Here is an 18,427-nt window from a genome sequence, read left to right as displayed (position 1 = left end):
GCTCCGTGCCGCGGGTGGGCGTCGCTCGGGGTGGTCCCCTTCGCCTGCATTGTGCCGGGTGGCCGGGGGCCGTGTCGCGCGACCTCCGGGAAGGCGGGCGGCCGGAACCCGGAACGGGAGCCCGCGCCGCCCCCGGGCTCACTCCCTGCCGATGAGATCGGCGGGGAACGCCCCGGCCGAGGCGGCGGTGAACAGGAAGCCGCGTCCCAGCTCGGTCAGCCGCTCCACCCCCGCCGCACCGAGGTGCTCGTACGGTGCGGCGTCCAGCCGGTCCGTCGTCTCCTCCAGTTCGGCCCGCAGCGTGACGCCCTCCTCGGTGAGTCCCCCCTCCTCGTCGAGCAGCCCGCGCGCCCGCAGCCGGCCGGACGCGGCGTCCCAGTCCTCGCGGTGCCAGCCCCGGGTGCCGAGGACCCAGCGCGGGGACATGCCCTTCCCGGTCGCGGTGTGGCTGACCAGCGCCTCGACCGGGTCGAGACCGGCCGCGAGCAGCGCCGCGAGGTGGCCGTCGCCCCGGTGCTCGCGCAGCAGCGCGGCGGCGTGCCAGTAGGCGAGGTGCGGCTCGTCGGGGACGGGCAGATCGGCGTGGGCGGCGTAGAGCGGCCGGGCGTGGCGGGTGCACGCCTCGGCGGCCCGCAACGCCAGCCCGGCGGCCTCCGCCATCTCGGGAGAACCGACGACCTCCTCGCCGAGCAGCCGGCGCAGGGTGGCGTCGGCCGCCCGGAGCCGGGCGGCGAGCACCTCCTCGGGAGAGGCGAGGGCCCAGATGGCCGGCAGGTGCCGGGCCACCAGTTCATGGCTGAAGTTGTAGAAGGTCGAGGTCACCGCCCCGGCCCCGACGGCCCCGAGCGCGGCGCCCCGGGCGGCGAGGTACGCGGCCCGGGCGTCGTCGATGCCGAGCGCACCGAGTTCGGTGAGCAGGTCGGGGGAGAAGTAGAGCGTCGAGTGCAGCGGGTTGAGGGCGTTGTGGCAGCGGCGGCCGGCGCGGGGCGGCAGAGTACTCATGACCCGCACATTACCGACTGGTCAGTATGGGCGGAAGTCCCGGTGGGAACCCGCCCACCCGGTCCCGGCCGAACTCCCCGCCACGCATCGCCCGGACCCGCACCCGGCCCCCGGAGGAACGCGGGGTGCCGTGGGCAGCGGCTCAGGTGGTCCAGGTGAAGCGCGGAGACCGCCGCTCCAGGAAGGCCGCCACGCCCTCCGCCGTGTCCTCGCCCGCCCGTGCCTGAGCGGCCCAGTGGGCGTCACGGTCGGTGCGCCCGGTGGCGAACTCCTTCGCCGCCGCCTGGGTGAGCTGGGACCGGGACCCGAGGATGCCGCAGAACTCCGCGACCCGGTCCGCCAGGCCGGCGGCCGGCAGCACCTCGTCGACCAGGCCGGTGCGCAGTGCCCGCCCGGCGTCCATCAGCTCCCCGGAGAAGAGCAGGTACTTGGCGGTGGCCGGACCCACCAGAGCGACCAGGCGCCGCGTCGACGAGGAGGAGTAGACGATCCCCAGCTTGGCGGGGGTGATGCCGAACCGGGCGCCCTCCGCGGCGAACCGGAGGTCGCAGGCGGCCGCCAGTTGGCTGCCACCGCCCACGCAGAAGCCGCGCACGGCGGCGAGCGTCGGCCGGGGGAACGCGGCCAGCGCCTCCTCCGCCTCCACCGTGAGCTCGGAGGTCAGCTCGCCCGGCTCCCGGAGGGAGGAGATGTCCGCCCCGGCGCAGAAGGTCTCGCCCGCACCGGTCAGGACCAGCACCCGCACCGAAGCGTCGGCGGCCAGCCGCTCCAGCAGGACGGGCAGCTCCCGCCACATCGGGGCGGTCATCGCGTTCCGTTTCGCGGGATTACTGATCACGACGGTCGCCACGCCGTCCACGACGGCATGCTCCAGCCGGGGCTCGCTGCGGTCCATGCGCCGGATGCTATCCGTACTGTTCGCTCCTATGATCCCAAGGGGGTGCCGGAGCAGGTACGCACCGTGAGGAGCCGTCGATGGCCGACCCCCAGGCCCAGCGCAGGAAACTCAGCCGCAGCTTCGGATGGCTCGTCGTCCTCGGCGTGCTGCTCGTCGCCGCCGGCGTCGTCGGCCTCGTCCACACCGGTGTGGCCACCCTCACCTCGATGCTGCTCTTCGGCTGGCTGCTGCTGGTCGGCGGGGTGGTCGGACTGGCGCACGCGGTCCAGTCCCGGGGCACTGCCTACTTCTGGCTCGCGGCCGTCGTCGCGGCGCTGAACATCGCCGCCGGGGTGGTCGTGATCCACGACCCGCGTGGCGGAGCCGAGGCGCTCACCATGTTCGCCGCCCTGCTCTTCCTCACGGGAGGGGTCTTCCGCCTCGTCGGATCGCTCGTGGTGCGCGGGCCCCAGTTCGGCTGGACGCTGCTGCAGGGCGCCTTCGGCCTGCTGCTCGGGCTGCTGGTGCTCTTCGACTGGCCGCACAGCAGCCGGTACGTCCTCGGCCTCTTCTTCTCCCTCTCGCTGCTCTTCGACGGGCTCGGTCTGATCGCGATCGGCGTGGGCGGCCGGCAGGTCGTCGGGCTGGTGGCCGAGCAGATGGAGGGCCGGACCGCCGACGACGCCAAGGGGCCGAATAGCGCCGAGGAAGGTGGCCAGAAGTAGTCCACATGCGACGCCGTCACACTCAGCCGGTCAATACGGGTCGATAGGCAGCCACTTCCTGTCATGGCCGGACGAGGGCCCGGGGACTCCCGACACTCGTCAGTCAACGGGCAGTGGTCATGGATGCGCGAGCCGAGAGCGGGTGCCGGATGATGGAGAGCCGCGGAAGTGTTCCGGCCCGTCCCCTGTCGTACGAGGGGGTGTGGCGTTTCACCGCCCCCGCCGTCGACGTGTCGGTGCCGCAGGCGCGGCACGCGGTGCGTGATCTGATCGGCAGGCAGGGCGTACCGGTGGAGGACGACATCCTCCAGGGACTGCTGCTGATCGTCTCGGAGCTGGCGACCAACGCGGTCAAGCACGCGGCGCTGCTCTCACCCGAACTGGCGGTGGAGGTGGCCATCGGCGCCGACTGGATCAGGGTCGCCGTCGAGGACAACCACCCCTACCGTCCCACCGCGCTGCAGACCGACCACGCCCGGACGGGCGGCCGGGGGCTGCTGCTGGTGAAGGAGATCACCGCGGAGGCGGGCGGTACCTGCGACGTGGAGCACACCGCGGGCGGCGGGAAGATCATCTGGGCGGCGCTGCCGCTGACCTCGCCCCTCTGAGCGCCGGTCCGGACGGGGCGCCCCGCGCCCCTGCCCGGCGCCTACGGGGCACCACGGGGCGTGCGGGTCCCCGCGCGCCTGCCGGGCGCCCCCGTACCGCCCGCCGTGCGGGTACCGCGTACCACCCGGCTGCCGTACGCGGAGCACCCGCCCGTCCCGCCTCACCAGCCCGCGGAGGGACCCGTCAGTTCGCGGATCGCCGGCCGGGCCGCGTCCAGGACCGTCATGAACCACGCGGAGAACGGCCCGGCGGCGTGCCGCTCGGCCAGTTCCTCGGCGGTCACGAACACGGTCTCGCCGACCTCCTCCGGATCGGGCGCCACGACGTCCTGGGCCAGTCCGACGTAGAGGTGGTTGAACTCCTGCTCCACCAGGCCCGAGGCGGGGTCCGGATGGTTGTAGCGCACGGTTCCGGCCGCCGCCATCAGCGACGGCGAGATGCCCAGCTCCTCGTGCGTGCGCCGGGCGGCGGCGGCGAAGGGGGACTCGCCAGGGTAGGGGTGACCGCAGCAGGTGTTGGACCACACGCCGGGGGAGTGGTACTTGCCGAGCGCGCGGCGCTGGAGCAGCAGCCGTCCCCGTTCGTCGAAGAGGAAGACCGAGAAGGCCCGGTGCAGCCGGCCCGGCGCCTGGTGGGCGGCGAGCTTCTCCGCGGTGCCGATGGTGGTGCCGCTCTCGTCGACCAGTTCGAGCATGATCGCTTCTGCGGAGCCGTTCGACGAGCTGTGCGTCGCGGTGGCTGGTGTGGTCGGCATACCCATCCTTCGCTTTGGTCCCCGGCCTCGTGCGACCGGACCCCTGGAGTCCGGTCAAGTCTGCCCCACAAATGCCGCTTGTCCGTACTTCGGGCCCGGGCATGTCCGCCCCCGCGTGGACCGCGGCCGAGGCCCGGGAGGCCTCCCCGTCACTGGCAGAGCCTCGCCTCGTGCGCGGCGTGCCCGCTCGGCTCCAGCTGGAAGGTGCAGTGCTCCACGTCGAAGTGGTCCCCGACGCAGCCCTGGAGGTCGTGGAGGAGCTTCTCGTGCCCGATGGAGTCCAGCATCTCCTGATGCACGACCACGTGGGCGGAGAGCACCGGCATCCCGGAGGTGATCGTCCAGGCGTGCAGGTCGTGGACGTCCGCCACCCCCGGGAGGGCCGTGATGTGGGCCCGTACCTCGTCCATGTCCACCCCTTCGGGGGCGGACTCCAGGAGCACGTTCACCGTCTCGCGCAGCAGTTTCACCGTGCGGGGGACGATCATCAGACCGATCAGCAGCGAGGCGATCGGGTCGGCCGCCTGCCAGCCGGTGGTCAGGATGATGCCCGCCGAGACGAGGACCATGACCGAGCCGAGCGTATCGGCGAGCACCTCCAGGTAGGCGCCCCGGACGTTGAGACTGTCCTTCTGCCCGCCCATCAGCAGGGTGAGCGAGACCAGATTGGCGAGCAGGCCCACCGAGGCGAAGGCGATGGCCAGGCCGCCCCGGGTGTCCGCCGGTGTGATGAAGCGGTCGACCGCCTCGTAGACCAGGAAGCCGCCGACGCCCAGCAGCAGGAGGCAGTTGGCCAGGGCCGCCAGGATCTCCGCGCGGGCGAAGCCGAACGTCCGGTTGGGTCCGGCCGGGCGGTTGGCCCAGTGGATGGCGAGCAGCGCCATGCCGAGGCCCAGTCCGTCGGTCGCCATGTGCGCGGCGTCCGCGATCAGGGCGAGCGAGTCGGCGAGGACGCCTCCGACGATCTCCATGACCATCACGCCGAGGGTGATGCCCAGCGCGATCCGCAGGCGTCCCACGTACGCCGCCGACGCCGTCGCGGCCGATCCGTGCGTATGACCGTGGTCGTGGCCGGCCCCCATGCGCATGCCTCCAGACGGTGGAACGGCCCGGATCGCTGCCGTCGCCCGGGAACGCCAGTGAACTACGGGCGGGGGGTACCGGGCAACACGGTGTTGAACACCGTTGTCATCCCCTGTGAGCTGCACACATGTGCGAGCGCGGGCCTAACGGCGCGCGGCCTGCGGATGGCGCAGCAGCCAGCCCTCCCAGGCCGATTCCACCATCTCGCGCGCCCCCCGGCGGGCCGTCCAGCCCAGCTCCCGGGTGATCCGGGCGGCGGAGGCCACCGACTTCGCGGCGTCACCCGTACGGGGCGGCTCCACGACGGGCTCCGTGCCGTTCCCGGTCACCTCGGCCACCAAGGAGGCGAGCTCCCGCACCGAGACGCCCTCGCCGCGGCCGATGTTCACCGTCAGATCGCCGCGGGTTCCGGGGCCCGTCAGGTGGCGTGCGACCGCCAGGTGCGCGTCGGCCATATCGGCGACGTGGATGTAGTCGCGGACGCAGGTGCCGTCCGGGGTGGGGTACGCGTCGCCGAAGACCCGGGGCGCCTCGCCGCGCGTCAGGCGGTCGAAGAACATGGGGATCACGTTGTGGACCCCGGTGTCCGCGAGGGCCGGCTCGGCGGCGCCCGCCACGTTGAAGTACCGCAGGCAGGCGGTGGACATGCCGTGGGCGCGGCCCGCGGCGCGCACCAGCCACTCACCGGCGAGCTTCGTCTCGCCGTACGGGCTGATGGGCGCGCACGGGGTGTCCTCGGTGATCGTCTCGGCCTCGGGCACGCCGTAGACGGCCGCCGACGAGGAGAAGACGAAGGAGCGCACGCCCGCCGCGACGGAGGCCTCCAGCAGGACGCCGAGCCCGGCGACGTTCTCCCGGTAGTACAGGAGGGGCCGCTCGACCGACTCGTCCACCCGCTTCTTCCCCGCCAGGTGCACGACGCCCGTCACGGCGTGCTCCGCCATCAGCCGGTCCACCAGGGCCCGGTCCGCGGATGACCCGCGCACCAGCGGCAGCTCCGCCGGGAGCCGCTCGGGCACGCCCGTGGAGAGGTCGTCGAGGACGACGGCCTTCTCGCCGGAGGCGACCATGGCCTTCGCCACGTGTGCCCCGATGTACCCCGCACCGCCAGTGATCAGCCACGTCATGACGGTCAGCCTAAAGGGTGGCCGGCCCCGGTCCGGAGGCGTGGGCCCGCACGGTGACCACCGCGGTGTGTCGCACTCGGGTTCGATCACCGATGATGATCACCGAAGGACGAACGAAGTCCCCGACTGACCCGAACGGACCACAAACGGGCAGTGAACTCAACCTTCCGTTCATCCGATAGCCTCTGCCGATGTGCCGCAGGCCCGATCACGGGCCGTTCCGTGTGTGCGCCTCCACGCCCGTATACAAGGAGTGAGTTCGTCTGTCGACCGCCATCCTCACCGGTGCACCGGTACCCGGGTCGTCGATCGGAGACGACCTGCGGGCCCTCGGATTCGACGTCCGGTCGGCCGCCGACGCCGGTGAAGCCGCCGCACTCCTCGCGGGCGTTCCCGCGAGCCACCGCGTCGCTCTCGTGGACCCCCGTTTCGTCGGCCACGTCCACGCCCTGCGCCTCGGACTCACCGACCCCCGCTTCGCCGCCGCCACCGTCCCCGGCGCGCTGACCGTCCAGCCCGGCGCGCGCGAGGCCCTGCTGCGCGCGATGGAGCGGACCGCCGCCGCGGTCGGCGCCGGACTGCCGGTGACCGCGAGCGAGGGACCGGCCCGTGCGGAGGACCGCACGATCCCGGGCCGCATCGCGCTCGCCCTGGAGTCCGGCGACACCGCCGTGCAGCGCCCCGAGCTCGGTTCGCTCACCGCCACCGTGCCCACCACCCCCGAGGAACTGGCCGCGGCCCGCACGGCCGTCGCGGCCGTCGACGACGAGGCGGTACGCCTGCGCAGCGCGGTGAAGGCGCACGACGGCTTCTTCACCACCCACTTCATCAGCCCGTACTCCCGCTACATCGCCCGCTGGTGCGCCCGCCGCGGCCTCACCCCGAACCAGGTCACCACCGCCTCGCTGATCACCGCGCTGATCGCGGCCGGCTGCGCGGCGACCGGCACCCGGGCCGGATTCGTGGCCGCCGGACTGCTCCTCCTCCTCTCCTTCGTCCTGGACTGCACCGACGGGCAGCTGGCCCGCTACTCCCTGCAGTACTCGACGATGGGCGCGTGGCTCGACGCCACCTTCGACCGCGCCAAGGAGTACGCCTACTACGCCGGCCTCGCGATCGGCGCCTCGCACAGCGACGGCGGCGACGACGTGTGGGCCCTCGCCCTCGGCGCGATGGTCCTCCAGGCGTGCCGGCACGTCGTCGACTTCTCCTTCAACGAGGCCAACCACGACGCGGTCTCCAACACCAGCCCCACCGCCGCGCTCTCCGACCGCCTGGACAGCGTCGGGTGGACGGTCTGGCTGCGCCGGATGATCGTGCTCCCCATCGGCGAGCGCTGGGCCATGATCGCCGTCCTGACCGCGGTCACCACCCCGCGGATCGTCTTCTACGCCCTGCTCGTCGGCTGCTCGCTGGCCGCCTGCTACACCACGGCCGGCCGGCTGCTCCGCTCGCTGACCCGCAAGGCCCGGCGCACCGACCGCGCCGCCCGCGCCCTCGCCGACCTCGCCGACTCCGGCCCTCTCGCGCAGACCCTGGCCGCCCTCGTCCGCCGGCCCGGCGGCGGGTTCACCGCGCCGCTGCTCGCTCTGGTGGGCAGCGGCCTGATGATCGCCGCAGCCCTCCTCGCGCCCTTCGGCAGCTGGTGGCCGGTGGCCGCCGCGGCGCTGTACGCGGTCCTCGCCGCTCTCGCCGTCTCGCGCCCCCTCAAGGGCGCGCTCGACTGGCTGGTGCCCCCCTTCTTCCGGGCGGCCGAGTACTGCACGGTCCTGGCCCTGGCGGCCCGCAGCGGCGTGCCGCACGCGGTTCCCGCGGCATTCGGCCTGGTGGCGGCGGTCGCCTACCATCACTACGACACGGTGTACCGGATCCGGGGCGGCACGGGAGCCCCGCCGCAGTGGCTGGTCCGCACCGTCCTCGGGCACGAGGGCCGCACCCTCGTGGTGGCGCTGTTCGCCGCCGTACTGACCGCCCACTCGGACTTCACCACGGCCCTCACCGCGCTCGCCGTGGCCGTGGCTCTGGTGGTGACCGTCGAGTCCATCCGCTTCTGGGTGTCCTCCTCGGCCCCCGCCGTACACGACGAAGGAGAACTCGCATGATCGGCCTCGTACTGGCAGCCGGTGCAGGACGGCGTCTGCGCCCCTACACGGACACCCTGCCCAAGGCACTGGTGCCGGTGGACGGCGAGAAGACCGTGCTCGACCTGACCCTGGCCAACTTCGCCGCGGTCGGCATCCGGGAGGTGGCGATCGTCGTCGGCTACCGCAAGGAGGCCGTGTACGCCCGCAAGGCCGAGCTTGAAGCCACGTACGGCGTCTCGATCACCCTCGTCGACAACGACAAGGCCGAGGAGTGGAACAACGCCTACTCCCTGTGGTGCGCCCGCGAGGTCCTCAAGCAGGGTGTGATCCTCGCCAACGGCGACACCGTGCACCCGGTCTCCGTCGAGGAGACCCTCCTCGCGGCGCGAGGCGAGGGCCGCCGGATCATCCTCGCCCTCGACACGGTGAAGAGCCTCGCCGACGAGGAGATGAAGGTCGTCACCGACGCGAAGGGCGTCCGGCGGATCACCAAGCTGATGGATCCGGCCGAGGCCACCGGTGAGTACATCGGCGTGACCCTGATCGAGCCCGAGGCCGCCGAGGAACTCGCCGACGCCCTGAAGGCCACGTTCGAGCGCGACCCCGACCTCTACTACGAGGACGGTTACCAGGAGCTCGTGAACCGCGGCTTCACCGTCGACGTGGCCCCCATCGGCGAGGTGACCTGGGTGGAGATCGACAACCACGCCGACCTCGCGAAGGGCCGTGAGATCGCGTGCCAGTACTGACCCGGCTCATCCCCTCCCCGCTGGTCGTCGACATCCGCCGCGGCGCGATGGACGACCTGGCGGGGGTCCTCCACGACCAGCGGATCTCCACCTCGGGCAAGCTGGCCGTCGCGATCAGCGACGGCTCGGGCCGCGCGCTGAGGGAACGGCTCGCGCCGGTCCTGCCGGGGGCCGACTGGTACTCCGTGAGCGACGGCACGATCGACTCCGCGGTGCGGCTCGCCAACGGGATCAAGGGGAACCGCTACGACGCCGTGGTCGGCCTCGGCGGCGGCAAGATCATCGACGTGGCGAAGTACGCCGCCGCGCGGGTCGGGCTGCCCATGGTCGCCGTCGCCACGAACCTCTCGCACGACGGCCTCTGCTCCCCGGTCGCCACCCTGGACAACGACAACGGCCGCGGATCCTACGGGGTGCCCACCCCGATCGCCGTCGTGATCGACCTCGACGTGATCCGCCGGGCCCCCGCCCGGTACGTCCGTTCCGGCATCGGGGACGCGGTCTCCAACATCTCCTGCGTCGCCGACTGGGAGCTCGCCCAGCGGGTCAACGGCGAGGAGGTCGACGGCCTCGCCGCCGCCATGGCGCGCCAGGCGGGCGAGGCGGTCCTGCGCCACCCCGGCGGCGTCGCCGACGACGAGTTCCTCACGGTGCTGGCCGAGGGACTCGTCCTGACCGGCATCTCCATGGCGGTCGCGGGCGACTCGCGGCCGGCCTCCGGTGCCTGCCACGAGATCAACCACGCCTTCGACCTGCTGCACCCGGCGCGGGCCGCCAGCCACGGCGAGCAGGTCGGCCTCGGCGCCTGCTTCGCCATGCACCTGCGCGGCGCCCACGAGCAGGCGCAGGTGATGGCGACCGCCCTGCGGCGCCACGGCCTGCCCGTGCTGCCCCGGGAGATCGGCTTCACCGTCGACGAGTTCGTCGAGGCCGTCGACTTCGCCCCCCAGACGCGCCCGGGACGTTTCACGATCCTGGAGCACCTCCACCTGTCCACCGATCAGATCAGGGACGCGTACGCCGACTATGCAAAAGCCATCCGTAGCTGAACTCCGTCCGGTCGTGCACCCCCCGGGCGTGAAGGACCGGCGCAGTGGCGAGCACTGGGGGGGCCGGCTGTACATGCGCGAGATCTCCCTGCGCATCGACCGGCACCTGGTGAACACCCGCATCACCCCCAACCAGCTGACCTACGTCATGACCGTCGCCGGCGTGCTCGCCGCGCCCGCCCTGCTCGTCCCCGGCATACCGGGCGCCGTGCTGGGCGTGGTCATGGTCCAGCTCTACCTGCTGCTCGACTGCGTCGACGGTGAGGTGGCGCGCTGGAAGAAGCAGTTCTCGCTGGGCGGGGTCTACCTCGACCGGGTCGGCGCCTACCTCTGCGACGCCGCCGTACTCGTCGGGCTGGGTCTGCGCGCCGCCGACCTGTGGGGCAGCGGCCGGATCGACTGGCTCTGGGCCTTCCTCGGCACCCTCGCCGCCCTCGGCGCCATCCTGATCAAGGCGGAGACCGACCTCGTCGGCGTGGCGCGCCACCAGGGCGGGCTGCCGCCCGTCAAGGAAGCCGCCTCCGAGCCCCGTTCCTCCGGCATGGCCTTCGCCCGCCGGGCGGCCGGAGCGCTCAAGTTCCACCGCCTGATCCTCGGCGTCGAGGCGTCCCTGGTCGTCCTGGCCGCCGCCATCGCCGACATGGTCCGGGACGACCTCTTCTTCACCCGTCTCGCGGTCGCGGTCCTCGCGGGCATCGCCCTGCTCCAGACCGTTCTGCACCTGGTGTCGATCCTGGCTTCCAGCCGTCTGAAGTGAGCACTCCATGAAACTCGGCGCGGTCATCATCACCATGGGCAACCGTCCCGTGGAGCTGCGCGCCCTCCTCGATTCGGTCGCCGCCCAGGACGGCGACCGGATCGAGATCGTGGTCGTCGGCAACGGGGCCCCCGTACCGGACGTCCCCGACGGGGTGCGGACCGTGGAACTCCCCGAGAACCTCGGCATCCCCGGCGGCCGCAACGCCGGCATCGAGGCCTTCGGGCCCGGCGGTACCGACGTGGACGTGCTGCTCTTCCTCGACGACGACGGCCGCCTCCCGAGGACCGACACCGCCGAGCTCTGCCGCCGGGCGTTCCGGGAGGATCCGGAGCTGGGCATCGTCAGCTTCCGCATCGCCGATCCGGAGACCGGCCTCACCCAGCGCCGGCACGTCCCCCGGCTGCGCGCCTCCGACCCGATGCGCTCCTCCCGGGTGACGACCTTCCTCGGCGGTGCCAACGCGGTGCGCACCGCGGTGCTCGCCGAGGTCGGCGGGCTGCCCGGGGCGTTCTTCTACGCCCACGAGGAGACCGACCTCGCCTGGCGGGCGCTGGACGCTGGATGGCTGATCGACTACCGCGCGGACATGGTCCTCGACCATCCGACCACCGCGCCGTCCCGGCACGCGGTCTACCACCGGATGGTTGCCCGCAACCGGGTCTGGCTCGCGCGGCGCAACCTCCCCGCACCGCTGGTCCCGGTCTACCTGGGCGTCTGGCTGCTGCTGACGCTGGTACGGCGCCCCTCCGCGCCCGCCCTCAAGGCGTGGTTCGGCGGTTTCCGGGAGGGGTGGACGACCCCCTGCGGACCGCGGCGGCCCATGCGGTGGCGCACGGTCTGGCGGCTGACGAAGCTGGGCCGTCCCCCGGTGATCTGACCCGGCCGCCTCTGAGACCATGACCCACGTACGCATTCTTTTCCAGGTCCTGTCCGCCTGCGCCGCGCCCCCTTCACCGGCCGCGTGGATCGAAGACGAGAGTTTCCATCTGTGAGTGACACAACGCATGACGGGCGGGTCGCCATGAGCGCTCCGCCGTCGGCCGACGAGGGGCTGAGTCCGGCACAGCTGGCCGACAAGTACGGCCTGACCGTGAGCGGCGCCCGGCCCGGGCTGTTCGCTTACGTCCGTCAGCTGTGGGGCCGCCGCCACTTCATCCTGGCGTTCTCGCGGGCGAAGCTGACCGCGCAGTACAGCCAGGCCAAGCTCGGCCAGCTGTGGCAGGTGGCCACCCCGCTGCTGAACGCGCTGGTCTACTACCTGATCTTCGGTTTGATCCTCGGCACGCGGAAGGGGATGAGCCAGGAGGTCTTCATCCCCTTCCTGGTCACCGGTGTCTTCGTGTTCACCTTCACCCAGAGCTCGGTCATGGCGGGCGTACGGGCGATCTCGGGCAACCTCGGCCTGGTGCGGGCGCTGCACTTCCCCCGTGCCTCGCTGCCGGTGTCGTTCTCCCTGCAGCAGCTCCAGCAACTGCTGTACTCGATGATCGTGCTGGTGGCGGTCGCCGTGGCGTTCGGCAGCTACCCCACCCTGTCGTGGCTGCTGGTGATCCCGGCCCTGCTCCTGCAGTTCTGCTTCAACACCGGCCTCGCGCTGGTCATGGCCCGTCTCGGGAGCAAGACCCCCGACCTGGCGCAGCTGATGCCCTTCGTGATGCGGACCTGGATGTACGCCTCCGGCGTCATGTTCTCCATCACGGTGATGCTCCAGGACAAGCCGCAGTGGATCGCGAACGTGCTCCAGTACAACCCGGCGGCCATCTACATGGACCTGGTCCGGTTCGCCCTCATCGACGGCTACGGCGCGGAGAACCTCCCGGCCCACGTCTGGGCCGTCGCCGTGGCATGGGCGCTCGTGGTGGGTGCCCTGGGCTTCGTGTACTTCTGGAAGGCAGAGGAACGGTACGGCCGTGGCTGACGACAACACTCAAGGGCGGATCCCCACCGTCATCGCGGACGGCGTCCACATCGTGTACCGCGTCAACGGCGGCGGTGGCGGCAGGGGCAGCGCGACCGCGGCCCTCAGCCGCATCATGCGGCGGGGCAAGGGCGAGCCCCGCGGCATCCGCAAGGTGCACGCCGTGCGCGGCGTCACCTTCACCGCGTACCGGGGCGAGGCCATCGGCCTCATCGGCACCAACGGCTCCGGCAAGTCGACCCTGCTGCGGGCCATCGCCGGCCTGCTGCCGACCGAGGAGGGCCGGGTCTACACCGACGGTCAGCCCTCGCTCCTCGGCGTGAACGCCGCCCTGATGAACGACCTCACCGGTGAGCGCAACGTCGTGCTCGGCGGTCTCGCCATGGGGATGAGCCGGGAGGAGATCCGCTCCCGTTACGAGAGCATCGTGGAGTTCTCCGGGATCAACGAGAAGGGTGACTTCATCACCCTCCCGATGCGGACCTACTCCTCCGGCATGGCGGCCCGTCTGCGGTTCTCCATCGCGGCGGCGAAGAACCACGACGTCCTCATGATCGACGAGGCGCTGGCCACCGGTGACCGCAAGTTCCGGGTCCGCTCCGAGGAACGCATCCGCGAACTCCGCAAGGAGGCCGGCACGGTCTTCCTGGTCAGCCACAACAACGGAACGATCCGCGACACCTGCGACCGCGTCCTGTGGCTGGAGAAGGGCGAGCTCCTCATGGACGGCCCCACCGACGAGGTCCTCAAGGCGTACGAGCGCGAGACCGGCAAGTAGGACGGCCGACTGCGGGCCGGACACCGCGGGTGGTGCCGGGCGAAACGCTTCGCCCGGCCCCTGACCCCGGGGTGTCCGGCCCGTCCGCCTGTGGCGGTAGCCGGAGATCGCTTCTCCACCTGGCGGACGATGCCAAGTGTCCCGATGCCGTGGAAGGTTGGGAGCCGGGCGGCCGGCCGTGACGCCGCGGAACACCCGGCCGACGCCGTGCGAGCCGTACAACGTAAGCTGTACCGGTGCTGATTCGCGGCAAGTGTGCCGATACGCCCACAGCATGCGACCAGGTGCGCCGGGGCACTCGGGAGGGCGGGCGGCGTGTCCGAAAAGGGATGTTTTGGGTCAGCAGTGTAGAACGGGAGATGTGACGGCAATGACGGACAATCTCCAGCTCCGACGTGGTTTCGCCGTCCCCGCGCCGGGCGGTACGACGTGACCCGTACCCAGCCGGCGCCCGCGGTCGCCACCCTCGACAAAGCCGCGGACGAGAACTTCCCCGTCGCTCCCTTCTTCCTGCCCCGCGCCTGGCGCGACGACCTGATGGCGGTCTACGGGTTCGCCCGGCTCGTCGACGACATCGGCGACGGCGACCTCGCCCCCGGCGGTGCCGACGCTCGCCACCTCGGGCTGGAGCCGGGAACGGCCGACGGCGCCGACGACCGGCTCGCCCTGCTCGACGCCTTCGAAGCCGACCTGCACCGGGTCTTCTCCACCGACGGGGACGGCCCGCACCACCCGCTGCTGCGCGCCCTTCGCCCCACCGTCCGTCGCCGCGCGCTCACCCCCGAGCCGTTCCTCGCGCTGATCGAGGCCAACCGGCAGGACCAGAAGATCCGCCGCTACGCGACCTGGGACGAGCTCCTCGCCTACTGCGAGCTCTCCGCCAACCCGGTCGGCCGGCTGGTCCTCGCGATCACCGGGACCACCACCCCCGAGCGGGTGCGCCGCTCGGACGCGATCTGCACCGCCCTGCAGATCGCCGAACACCTCCAGGACGTCACCGAGGACCTCGGCCGCGACCGGATCTACCTGCCCGCCGACGACCTGGCACGCTTCCACGTGACCGAGGCCGACCTGGCCGCCCCCACCGCGGGCGCGTCGGTGCGGGCCCTGATCGCCTGGGAAGCGGCACGCGCCCGGGAACTGCTGGACGAGGGCGCCCCCCTCGTGGGCAGCGTCCAGGGCAGACTCCGCCTGCTGCTCGCCGGATTCGTCGCCGGAGGGCGGGCCGCCCTCACCGCGATCACGGCGGCCGGCTTCGACGTACTGCCCGGACCGCCCAGACCCACGAAGCCCAGCCTGCTGCGCGAAGTGGGAGTTGTCTTGCGAAGTGCGCGAAGAGAGGGATGACTCCGAAAGTGGAGGGACAGACGACGTCCATGTCGGCACCGGTAGCGGCGGCATACAGCTACTGCGAGGCCGTCACGGGGCAGCAGGCACGTAACTTCGCCTACGGCATCCGGCTGCTGCCGGCCGAGAAGCGCCAGGCGATGTCCGCGCTGTACGCCTTCTCCCGCCGGGTCGACGACATCGGCGACGGCCCGCTCGACCCCGGGACGAAGAAGACACGGCTGGAGAGCACCCGCGAACTGCTCGGCAGGGTGCGCGACGGTGCGGTGGAGGAGGACGACACCGACCCGGTCGCCGTCGCGCTCGCCGACGCCGCCCGGCGCTTCCCGCTGCCCCTGGAGGGACTCGACGAGCTCATCGACGGTGTCCTGATGGACGTCCGCGGAGCGACCTACGAGACCTGGGACGACCTGAGGACCTACTGCCGCTGCGTCGCCGGAGCCATCGGCCGCCTCAGCCTCGGCGTCTTCGGCACGGAGCGCGGCGCCCCCGGAGCCGACCGCGCGCCCGAGTACGCCGACACGCTCGGACTCGCCCTCCAGCTCACCAACATCCTGCGCGACGTGCGCGAGGACGCGGGCAACGGCCGGACCTACCTGCCGGCGGACGACCTCGCCAAGTTCGGCTGCTCCGACGGCTTCCACCGGGCCACCCCGCCGGCCGGCTCCGACTTCGCGGGCCTCATCCACTTCGAGGTCCGCCGGGCCCGCGCGCTCTTTGCCGAGGGGTACCGCCTGCTGCCGATGCTGGACCGCCGCAGCGGCGCGTGCGTCGCGGCGATGGCCGGAATCTACCGTCGCCTCCTCGACCGCATCGAGCGCGACCCGGAGGCGGTGCTGCGCGGCCGGGTCTCCCTGCCGGGCCACGAGAAGGCGTACGTGGCGGTCCGCGGCCTCTCCGGACTTGACGCGCGTCACGTCTCGCGCCTGACGACCAGGACGGGGCGCCCATGACGGACAGCGGCCAATCCGTGTGCCGGGCAACCATCCTGTGGCCGGCGACGTCCCTCCCTGGGACGATTCTGTGGTCGACGAGCCGACGGGAGGGTGAGGCATGACCGGCACCGCACCGCTCCCCGCACGCGCCGTGGTCGTCGGCGGCGGCCTCGCGGGCATCACCGCTGCCCTCCGCCTCGCCGACGCCGGGGCCGACGTGACCCTGCTCGAAGGCCGCCCCCGGCTCGGTGGCCTCGCCTTCTCCTTCCGCCGCGGCGATCTGACGGTCGACAACGGACAGCACGTCTACCTGCGCTGCTGCACCGGATACCGCTGGTTCCTGGACCGCATCGGCGCCGCCCACCTCGCCCCGGTCCAGGACCGCCTCGACGTACCCGTGCTCGACGTGGGCCGGCCCGCCGGACCGCGCCTCGGACGGCTCCGGCGCACCGGCCTGCCCGTACCGCTGCACCTCGCCGGCGGACTGGCGGCCTACCCGCACCTCTCGCTCGCCGAGAAGGCGGGCGTCGGCCGGGCCGCACTCGCCCTCGGCCGGCTCGACCCGGCGGACCCCGCCCTCGACACCGTCAGCTTCGCCGACTGGCTGCGCCGGTACGGCCAGTCCCCGAGGACCGTCGAGGCCCTCTGGGACCTCGTCGGGGTCGCCACCCTCAACGCGACCGCCGAGAACGCCTCCCTGGCGCTCGCCGCGATGGTCTTCAAGACCGGCCTGCTCTCCGAACCCGGCGCCGCCGACATCGGGTGGGCGGCCGTGCCGCTCGGCGAACTCCACGACACCCTGGCCCGCAAGGCCCTCGACTCCGCCGGCGTACGGAGCGAACTGCGTGCCAAGGCCACCTCGCTCTCCCGCGCGGAGGACGGCAGCTGGCTGGTGGAGACCGGGAACGAGCGGATCCGGGCCGACGCCGTCGTCCTCGCCCTCCCGCAGCGCGAGACCCACGCCCTGCTGCCGACCGGCGCCATCGACGAGCCCGACCGGCTGCTCGCCCTCGAGGACGCCCCCATCCTCAACGTCCACGTCGTCTACGACCGCACGGTGCTGCGCCGGCCGTTCTTCGCCGCGCTCGGGTCACCGGTCCAGTGGGTCTTCGACCGCACCGTCCCCTCCGGTCTGCGCGGCGGCGGCCAGTACCTCGCCCTGTCGCAGTCGGCCGCGCAGGACGAGATCGACCTGCCCGTCGCCGAACTGCGCGCCCGGTACCTGCCCGAGCTGGAGCGCATCCTCCCCGCCGCGCGCGGCGCCGGCGTCCGCGACTTCTTCGTCACGCGCGAGCGCACCGCGACGTTCGCGCCGGTCCCCGGCACCGGCCGGCTGCGCCCGGGAGCCCGTACCCGGCTGCCGGGACTCGCCCTGGCCGGCGCGTGGACGGCGACCGGATGGCCCGCCACCATGGAGGGCGCCGTCCGCAGCGGCACCACCGCCGCCGCAGCAGTGCTCCCAGGGCTCAGGAACCCGCACGAACATCCGCTGCAGGAGGCGGCATGAGCAGTACCACCGGAACAAGAGGAGAGTCAGTGACCCCGGCGAATCCGGCTTTCGACACCGTGGCGGACACCACGGACGTCACCGCGCTTCTGGAGCGCGGACGGGCCCTGTCAGCGCCGGTGCTGCGGGCTGCCGTGGACCGGCTCGCGCCGCCCATGGACACCGTGGCGGCCTACCACTTCGGCTGGATCGACGCCGACGGCCGGCCCGCCGACGGCGACGGCGGCAAGGCGGTGCGCCCGGCGCTCGCGCTGCTGTCCGCCGAGGCGGCCGGTGCCCCCGCGGAGGCCGGAGTCCCCGGCGCCGTGGCGGTCGAACTCGTGCACAACTTCTCGCTGCTGCACGACGACCTGATGGACGGCGACGAGCAGCGCCGCCACCGCGACACGGTCTGGAAGGTGCACGGTCCCGCCCAGGCGATCCTCGTCGGCGACGCGTTGTTCGCGCTCGCCAACGAACTCCTGCTGGAGCTCGGCACCGTGGAGGCGGGGCGCGCCGCCCGCCGCCTGACCACCGCCACCCGCAAGCTCATCGACGGCCAGGCGCAGGACATCTCGTACGAGCACCGCGAGCGGGTCACCGTCGAGGAGTGCCTGGAGATGGAGGGCAACAAGACCGGCGCCCTCCTCGCCTGCGCGGTCTCCATCGGCGCCGTGCTCGGCGGCGCCGACGACCGCACCGCCGACACACTGGAGTCCTACGGCTACCACCTCGGCCTCGCCTTCCAGGCGGTCGACGACCTGCTCGGCATCTGGGGCGACCCGGAGTCCACCGGCAAGCAGACCTGGAGCGACCTGCGCCAGCGCAAGAAGTCGCTTCCGGTGGTGGCGGCCCTCGCCGCCGGCGGTCCGGCCTCCGAGCGACTCGGCGCCCTGCTGTCGGCGGATGCCAAGAGCAGCGATTTCGACAGCTTCTCCGAAGAGGAGTTCGCCGCCCGCGCGGCGCTCATCGAGGAGGCGGGCGGCCGCGAGTGGACCGCCCAGGAGGCGCGCCGCCAGCACAGCATCGCCATCGAGGCGCTGCACCGCGTCGACATGCCTCGGGAAGTACGGGCGCAGCTCACCGCGCTCGCCGATTTCGTCGTCGTCCGAAAGAGATGATCACCATTCGCATATGACTCGCA

Annotated in this window: 18 protein-coding genes; 13 read left to right on the top strand and 5 right to left on the bottom strand. The window is 72.4% G+C overall.

Annotated features, from left to right (window positions below; translation table 11 throughout):
• Positions 1-138: 138 nt before the first annotated feature.
• Positions 139-1,002: a hypothetical protein gene (locus tag PZB77_RS03075; RefSeq protein ID WP_275490958.1), complete on the bottom strand. Its 864-nt coding sequence runs from the start codon at positions 1,000-1,002 to the stop codon at positions 139-141.
• A 142-nt stretch (positions 1,003-1,144) separates the two neighbouring features.
• The gene (locus tag PZB77_RS03070) at positions 1,145-1,897 is read right to left on the bottom strand and encodes an enoyl-CoA hydratase-related protein (RefSeq protein WP_275490957.1); all 753 of its coding nucleotides are present in this window, start codon (positions 1,895-1,897) and stop codon (positions 1,145-1,147) included.
• 80 nt (positions 1,898-1,977) lie between these two features.
• Here PZB77_RS03070 and PZB77_RS03065 point away from each other — a divergent pair, with 80 nt between their 5' ends.
• Together PZB77_RS03065 and PZB77_RS03060 are read left to right on the top strand one after the other, a co-directional pair.
• Entirely contained in the window at positions 1,978-2,604 is a 627-nt protein-coding gene (locus tag PZB77_RS03065) for a DUF308 domain-containing protein (protein ID WP_275490956.1), read from the top strand.
• Positions 2,605-2,756: 152 nt separating this feature from the next.
• The gene (locus PZB77_RS03060) at positions 2,757-3,212 is read left to right on the top strand and encodes an ATP-binding protein (protein ID WP_275495895.1); all 456 of its coding nucleotides are present in this window, start codon (positions 2,757-2,759) and stop codon (positions 3,210-3,212) included.
• Positions 3,213-3,373: 161 nt separating this feature from the next.
• Here the strand turns inward: PZB77_RS03060 and idi are convergent, their stop codons facing one another.
• From idi to galE, 3 genes are all read right to left on the bottom strand, one after another.
• On the bottom strand, positions 3,374-3,967 hold the full coding sequence (gene idi, locus PZB77_RS03055; RefSeq protein ID WP_275490955.1) for an isopentenyl-diphosphate Delta-isomerase: 594 nt from the start codon (positions 3,965-3,967) through the stop codon (positions 3,374-3,376).
• 149 nt (positions 3,968-4,116) lie between these two features.
• Positions 4,117-5,049, bottom strand: a complete 933-nt coding sequence (locus PZB77_RS03050; protein WP_275495894.1) for a cation diffusion facilitator family transporter — start codon at positions 5,047-5,049, stop codon at positions 4,117-4,119.
• A 144-nt stretch (positions 5,050-5,193) separates the two neighbouring features.
• On the bottom strand, positions 5,194-6,177 hold the full coding sequence (galE, locus tag PZB77_RS03045; protein ID WP_275490954.1) for a UDP-glucose 4-epimerase GalE: 984 nt from the start codon (positions 6,175-6,177) through the stop codon (positions 5,194-5,196).
• 308 nt (positions 6,178-6,485) lie between these two features.
• On the opposite strand from galE, the gene PZB77_RS03040 reads away from it, so the two are divergent.
• The 11 genes from PZB77_RS03040 to PZB77_RS02990 all read left to right on the top strand — a co-directional run bounded on the left by PZB77_RS03040 (position 6,486) and on the right by PZB77_RS02990 (position 18,404).
• Positions 6,486-8,279, top strand: a complete 1,794-nt coding sequence (locus PZB77_RS03040; protein WP_275495893.1) for a DUF5941 domain-containing protein — start codon at positions 6,486-6,488, stop codon at positions 8,277-8,279.
• Positions 8,276-9,010 carry a phosphocholine cytidylyltransferase family protein gene (locus PZB77_RS03035; RefSeq protein ID WP_275490953.1) on the top strand — a complete coding sequence of 245 codons (735 nt, stop codon included), beginning with the start codon at positions 8,276-8,278 and terminating at the stop codon, positions 9,008-9,010. The genes PZB77_RS03040 and PZB77_RS03035 overlap by 4 nt, the downstream gene beginning before the upstream one ends.
• Entirely contained in the window at positions 8,998-10,059 is a 1,062-nt protein-coding gene (locus PZB77_RS03030) for an iron-containing alcohol dehydrogenase family protein (protein ID WP_275490952.1), read from the top strand. The genes PZB77_RS03035 and PZB77_RS03030 overlap by 13 nt, the downstream gene beginning before the upstream one ends.
• Positions 10,037-10,816 (top strand): CDP-alcohol phosphatidyltransferase family protein, encoded by a 780-nt coding sequence (locus tag PZB77_RS03025; RefSeq protein ID WP_275490951.1) that lies wholly within the window; start codon positions 10,037-10,039, stop codon positions 10,814-10,816. The genes PZB77_RS03030 and PZB77_RS03025 overlap by 23 nt, the downstream gene beginning before the upstream one ends.
• Before the next feature lie 7 nt (positions 10,817-10,823).
• Positions 10,824-11,696 (top strand): glycosyltransferase family 2 protein, encoded by an 873-nt coding sequence (locus PZB77_RS03020; protein ID WP_275490950.1) that lies wholly within the window; start codon positions 10,824-10,826, stop codon positions 11,694-11,696.
• A 111-nt stretch (positions 11,697-11,807) separates the two neighbouring features.
• A complete protein-coding gene (locus PZB77_RS03015) occupies positions 11,808-12,737 on the top strand; it encodes an ABC transporter permease (RefSeq protein ID WP_275490949.1) in 930 nt (309 codons plus the stop codon).
• Positions 12,730-13,515, top strand: coding sequence for an ABC transporter ATP-binding protein (locus PZB77_RS03010; protein WP_275490948.1), 786 nt, complete (start codon positions 12,730-12,732; stop codon positions 13,513-13,515). The genes PZB77_RS03015 and PZB77_RS03010 overlap by 8 nt, the downstream gene beginning before the upstream one ends.
• A 429-nt stretch (positions 13,516-13,944) precedes the next feature.
• On the top strand, positions 13,945-14,862 hold the full coding sequence (hpnC, locus tag PZB77_RS03005; protein WP_275490947.1) for a squalene synthase HpnC: 918 nt from the start codon (positions 13,945-13,947) through the stop codon (positions 14,860-14,862).
• A complete protein-coding gene (gene hpnD, locus PZB77_RS03000; protein WP_275490946.1) occupies positions 14,859-15,815 on the top strand; it encodes a presqualene diphosphate synthase HpnD in 957 nt (318 codons plus the stop codon). Before hpnC ends, hpnD begins: the two co-directional genes overlap by 4 nt.
• Before the next feature lie 100 nt (positions 15,816-15,915).
• Positions 15,916-17,304 (top strand): hydroxysqualene dehydroxylase HpnE, encoded by a 1,389-nt coding sequence (hpnE, locus tag PZB77_RS02995; RefSeq protein WP_275490945.1) that lies wholly within the window; start codon positions 15,916-15,918, stop codon positions 17,302-17,304.
• On the top strand, positions 17,301-18,404 hold the full coding sequence (locus PZB77_RS02990; protein WP_275490944.1) for a polyprenyl synthetase family protein: 1,104 nt from the start codon (positions 17,301-17,303) through the stop codon (positions 18,402-18,404). The genes hpnE and PZB77_RS02990 overlap by 4 nt, the downstream gene beginning before the upstream one ends.
• Positions 18,405-18,427: the final 23 nt, after the last annotated feature.

It is taken from the genome of Streptomyces sp. AM 2-1-1, assembly GCF_029167645.1.
Lineage (GTDB): Bacteria > Actinomycetota > Actinomycetes > Streptomycetales > Streptomycetaceae > Streptomyces.
The sequence above is the reverse complement of the archived record's forward strand: the minus strand, read 5'-3'. Positions and strand labels throughout refer to the sequence as shown.

What these genes read in the sequence shown, in the direction of transcription:
- PZB77_RS03075 (WP_275490958.1), bottom strand. Translation starts at nt 1,002, where the DNA reads ATGAGTACTCTGCCGCCCCGCGCCGGCCGCCGCTGCCACAACGCCCTC.
- PZB77_RS03070 (WP_275490957.1), bottom strand. Translation starts at nt 1,897, where the DNA reads ATGGACCGCAGCGAGCCCCGGCTGGAGCATGCCGTCGTGGACGGCGTG.
- PZB77_RS03065 (WP_275490956.1), top strand. Translation starts at nt 1,978, where the DNA reads ATGGCCGACCCCCAGGCCCAGCGCAGGAAACTCAGCCGCAGCTTCGGA.
- PZB77_RS03060 (WP_275495895.1), top strand. Translation starts at nt 2,757, where the DNA reads ATGGAGAGCCGCGGAAGTGTTCCGGCCCGTCCCCTGTCGTACGAGGGG.
- idi (WP_275490955.1), bottom strand. Translation starts at nt 3,967, where the DNA reads ATGCCGACCACACCAGCCACCGCGACGCACAGCTCGTCGAACGGCTCC.
- PZB77_RS03050 (WP_275495894.1), bottom strand. Translation starts at nt 5,049, where the DNA reads ATGGGGGCCGGCCACGACCACGGTCATACGCACGGATCGGCCGCGACG.
- galE (WP_275490954.1), bottom strand. Translation starts at nt 6,177, where the DNA reads ATGACGTGGCTGATCACTGGCGGTGCGGGGTACATCGGGGCACACGTG.
- PZB77_RS03035 (WP_275490953.1), top strand. Translation starts at nt 8,276, where the DNA reads ATGATCGGCCTCGTACTGGCAGCCGGTGCAGGACGGCGTCTGCGCCCC.
- PZB77_RS03025 (WP_275490951.1), top strand. Translation starts at nt 10,037, where the DNA reads ATGCAAAAGCCATCCGTAGCTGAACTCCGTCCGGTCGTGCACCCCCCG.
- PZB77_RS03020 (WP_275490950.1), top strand. Translation starts at nt 10,824, where the DNA reads ATGAAACTCGGCGCGGTCATCATCACCATGGGCAACCGTCCCGTGGAG.
- hpnD (WP_275490946.1), top strand. Translation starts at nt 14,859, where the DNA reads ATGACTCCGAAAGTGGAGGGACAGACGACGTCCATGTCGGCACCGGTA.
- hpnE (WP_275490945.1), top strand. Translation starts at nt 15,916, where the DNA reads ATGACCGGCACCGCACCGCTCCCCGCACGCGCCGTGGTCGTCGGCGGC.
- PZB77_RS02990 (WP_275490944.1), top strand. Translation starts at nt 17,301, where the DNA reads ATGAGCAGTACCACCGGAACAAGAGGAGAGTCAGTGACCCCGGCGAAT.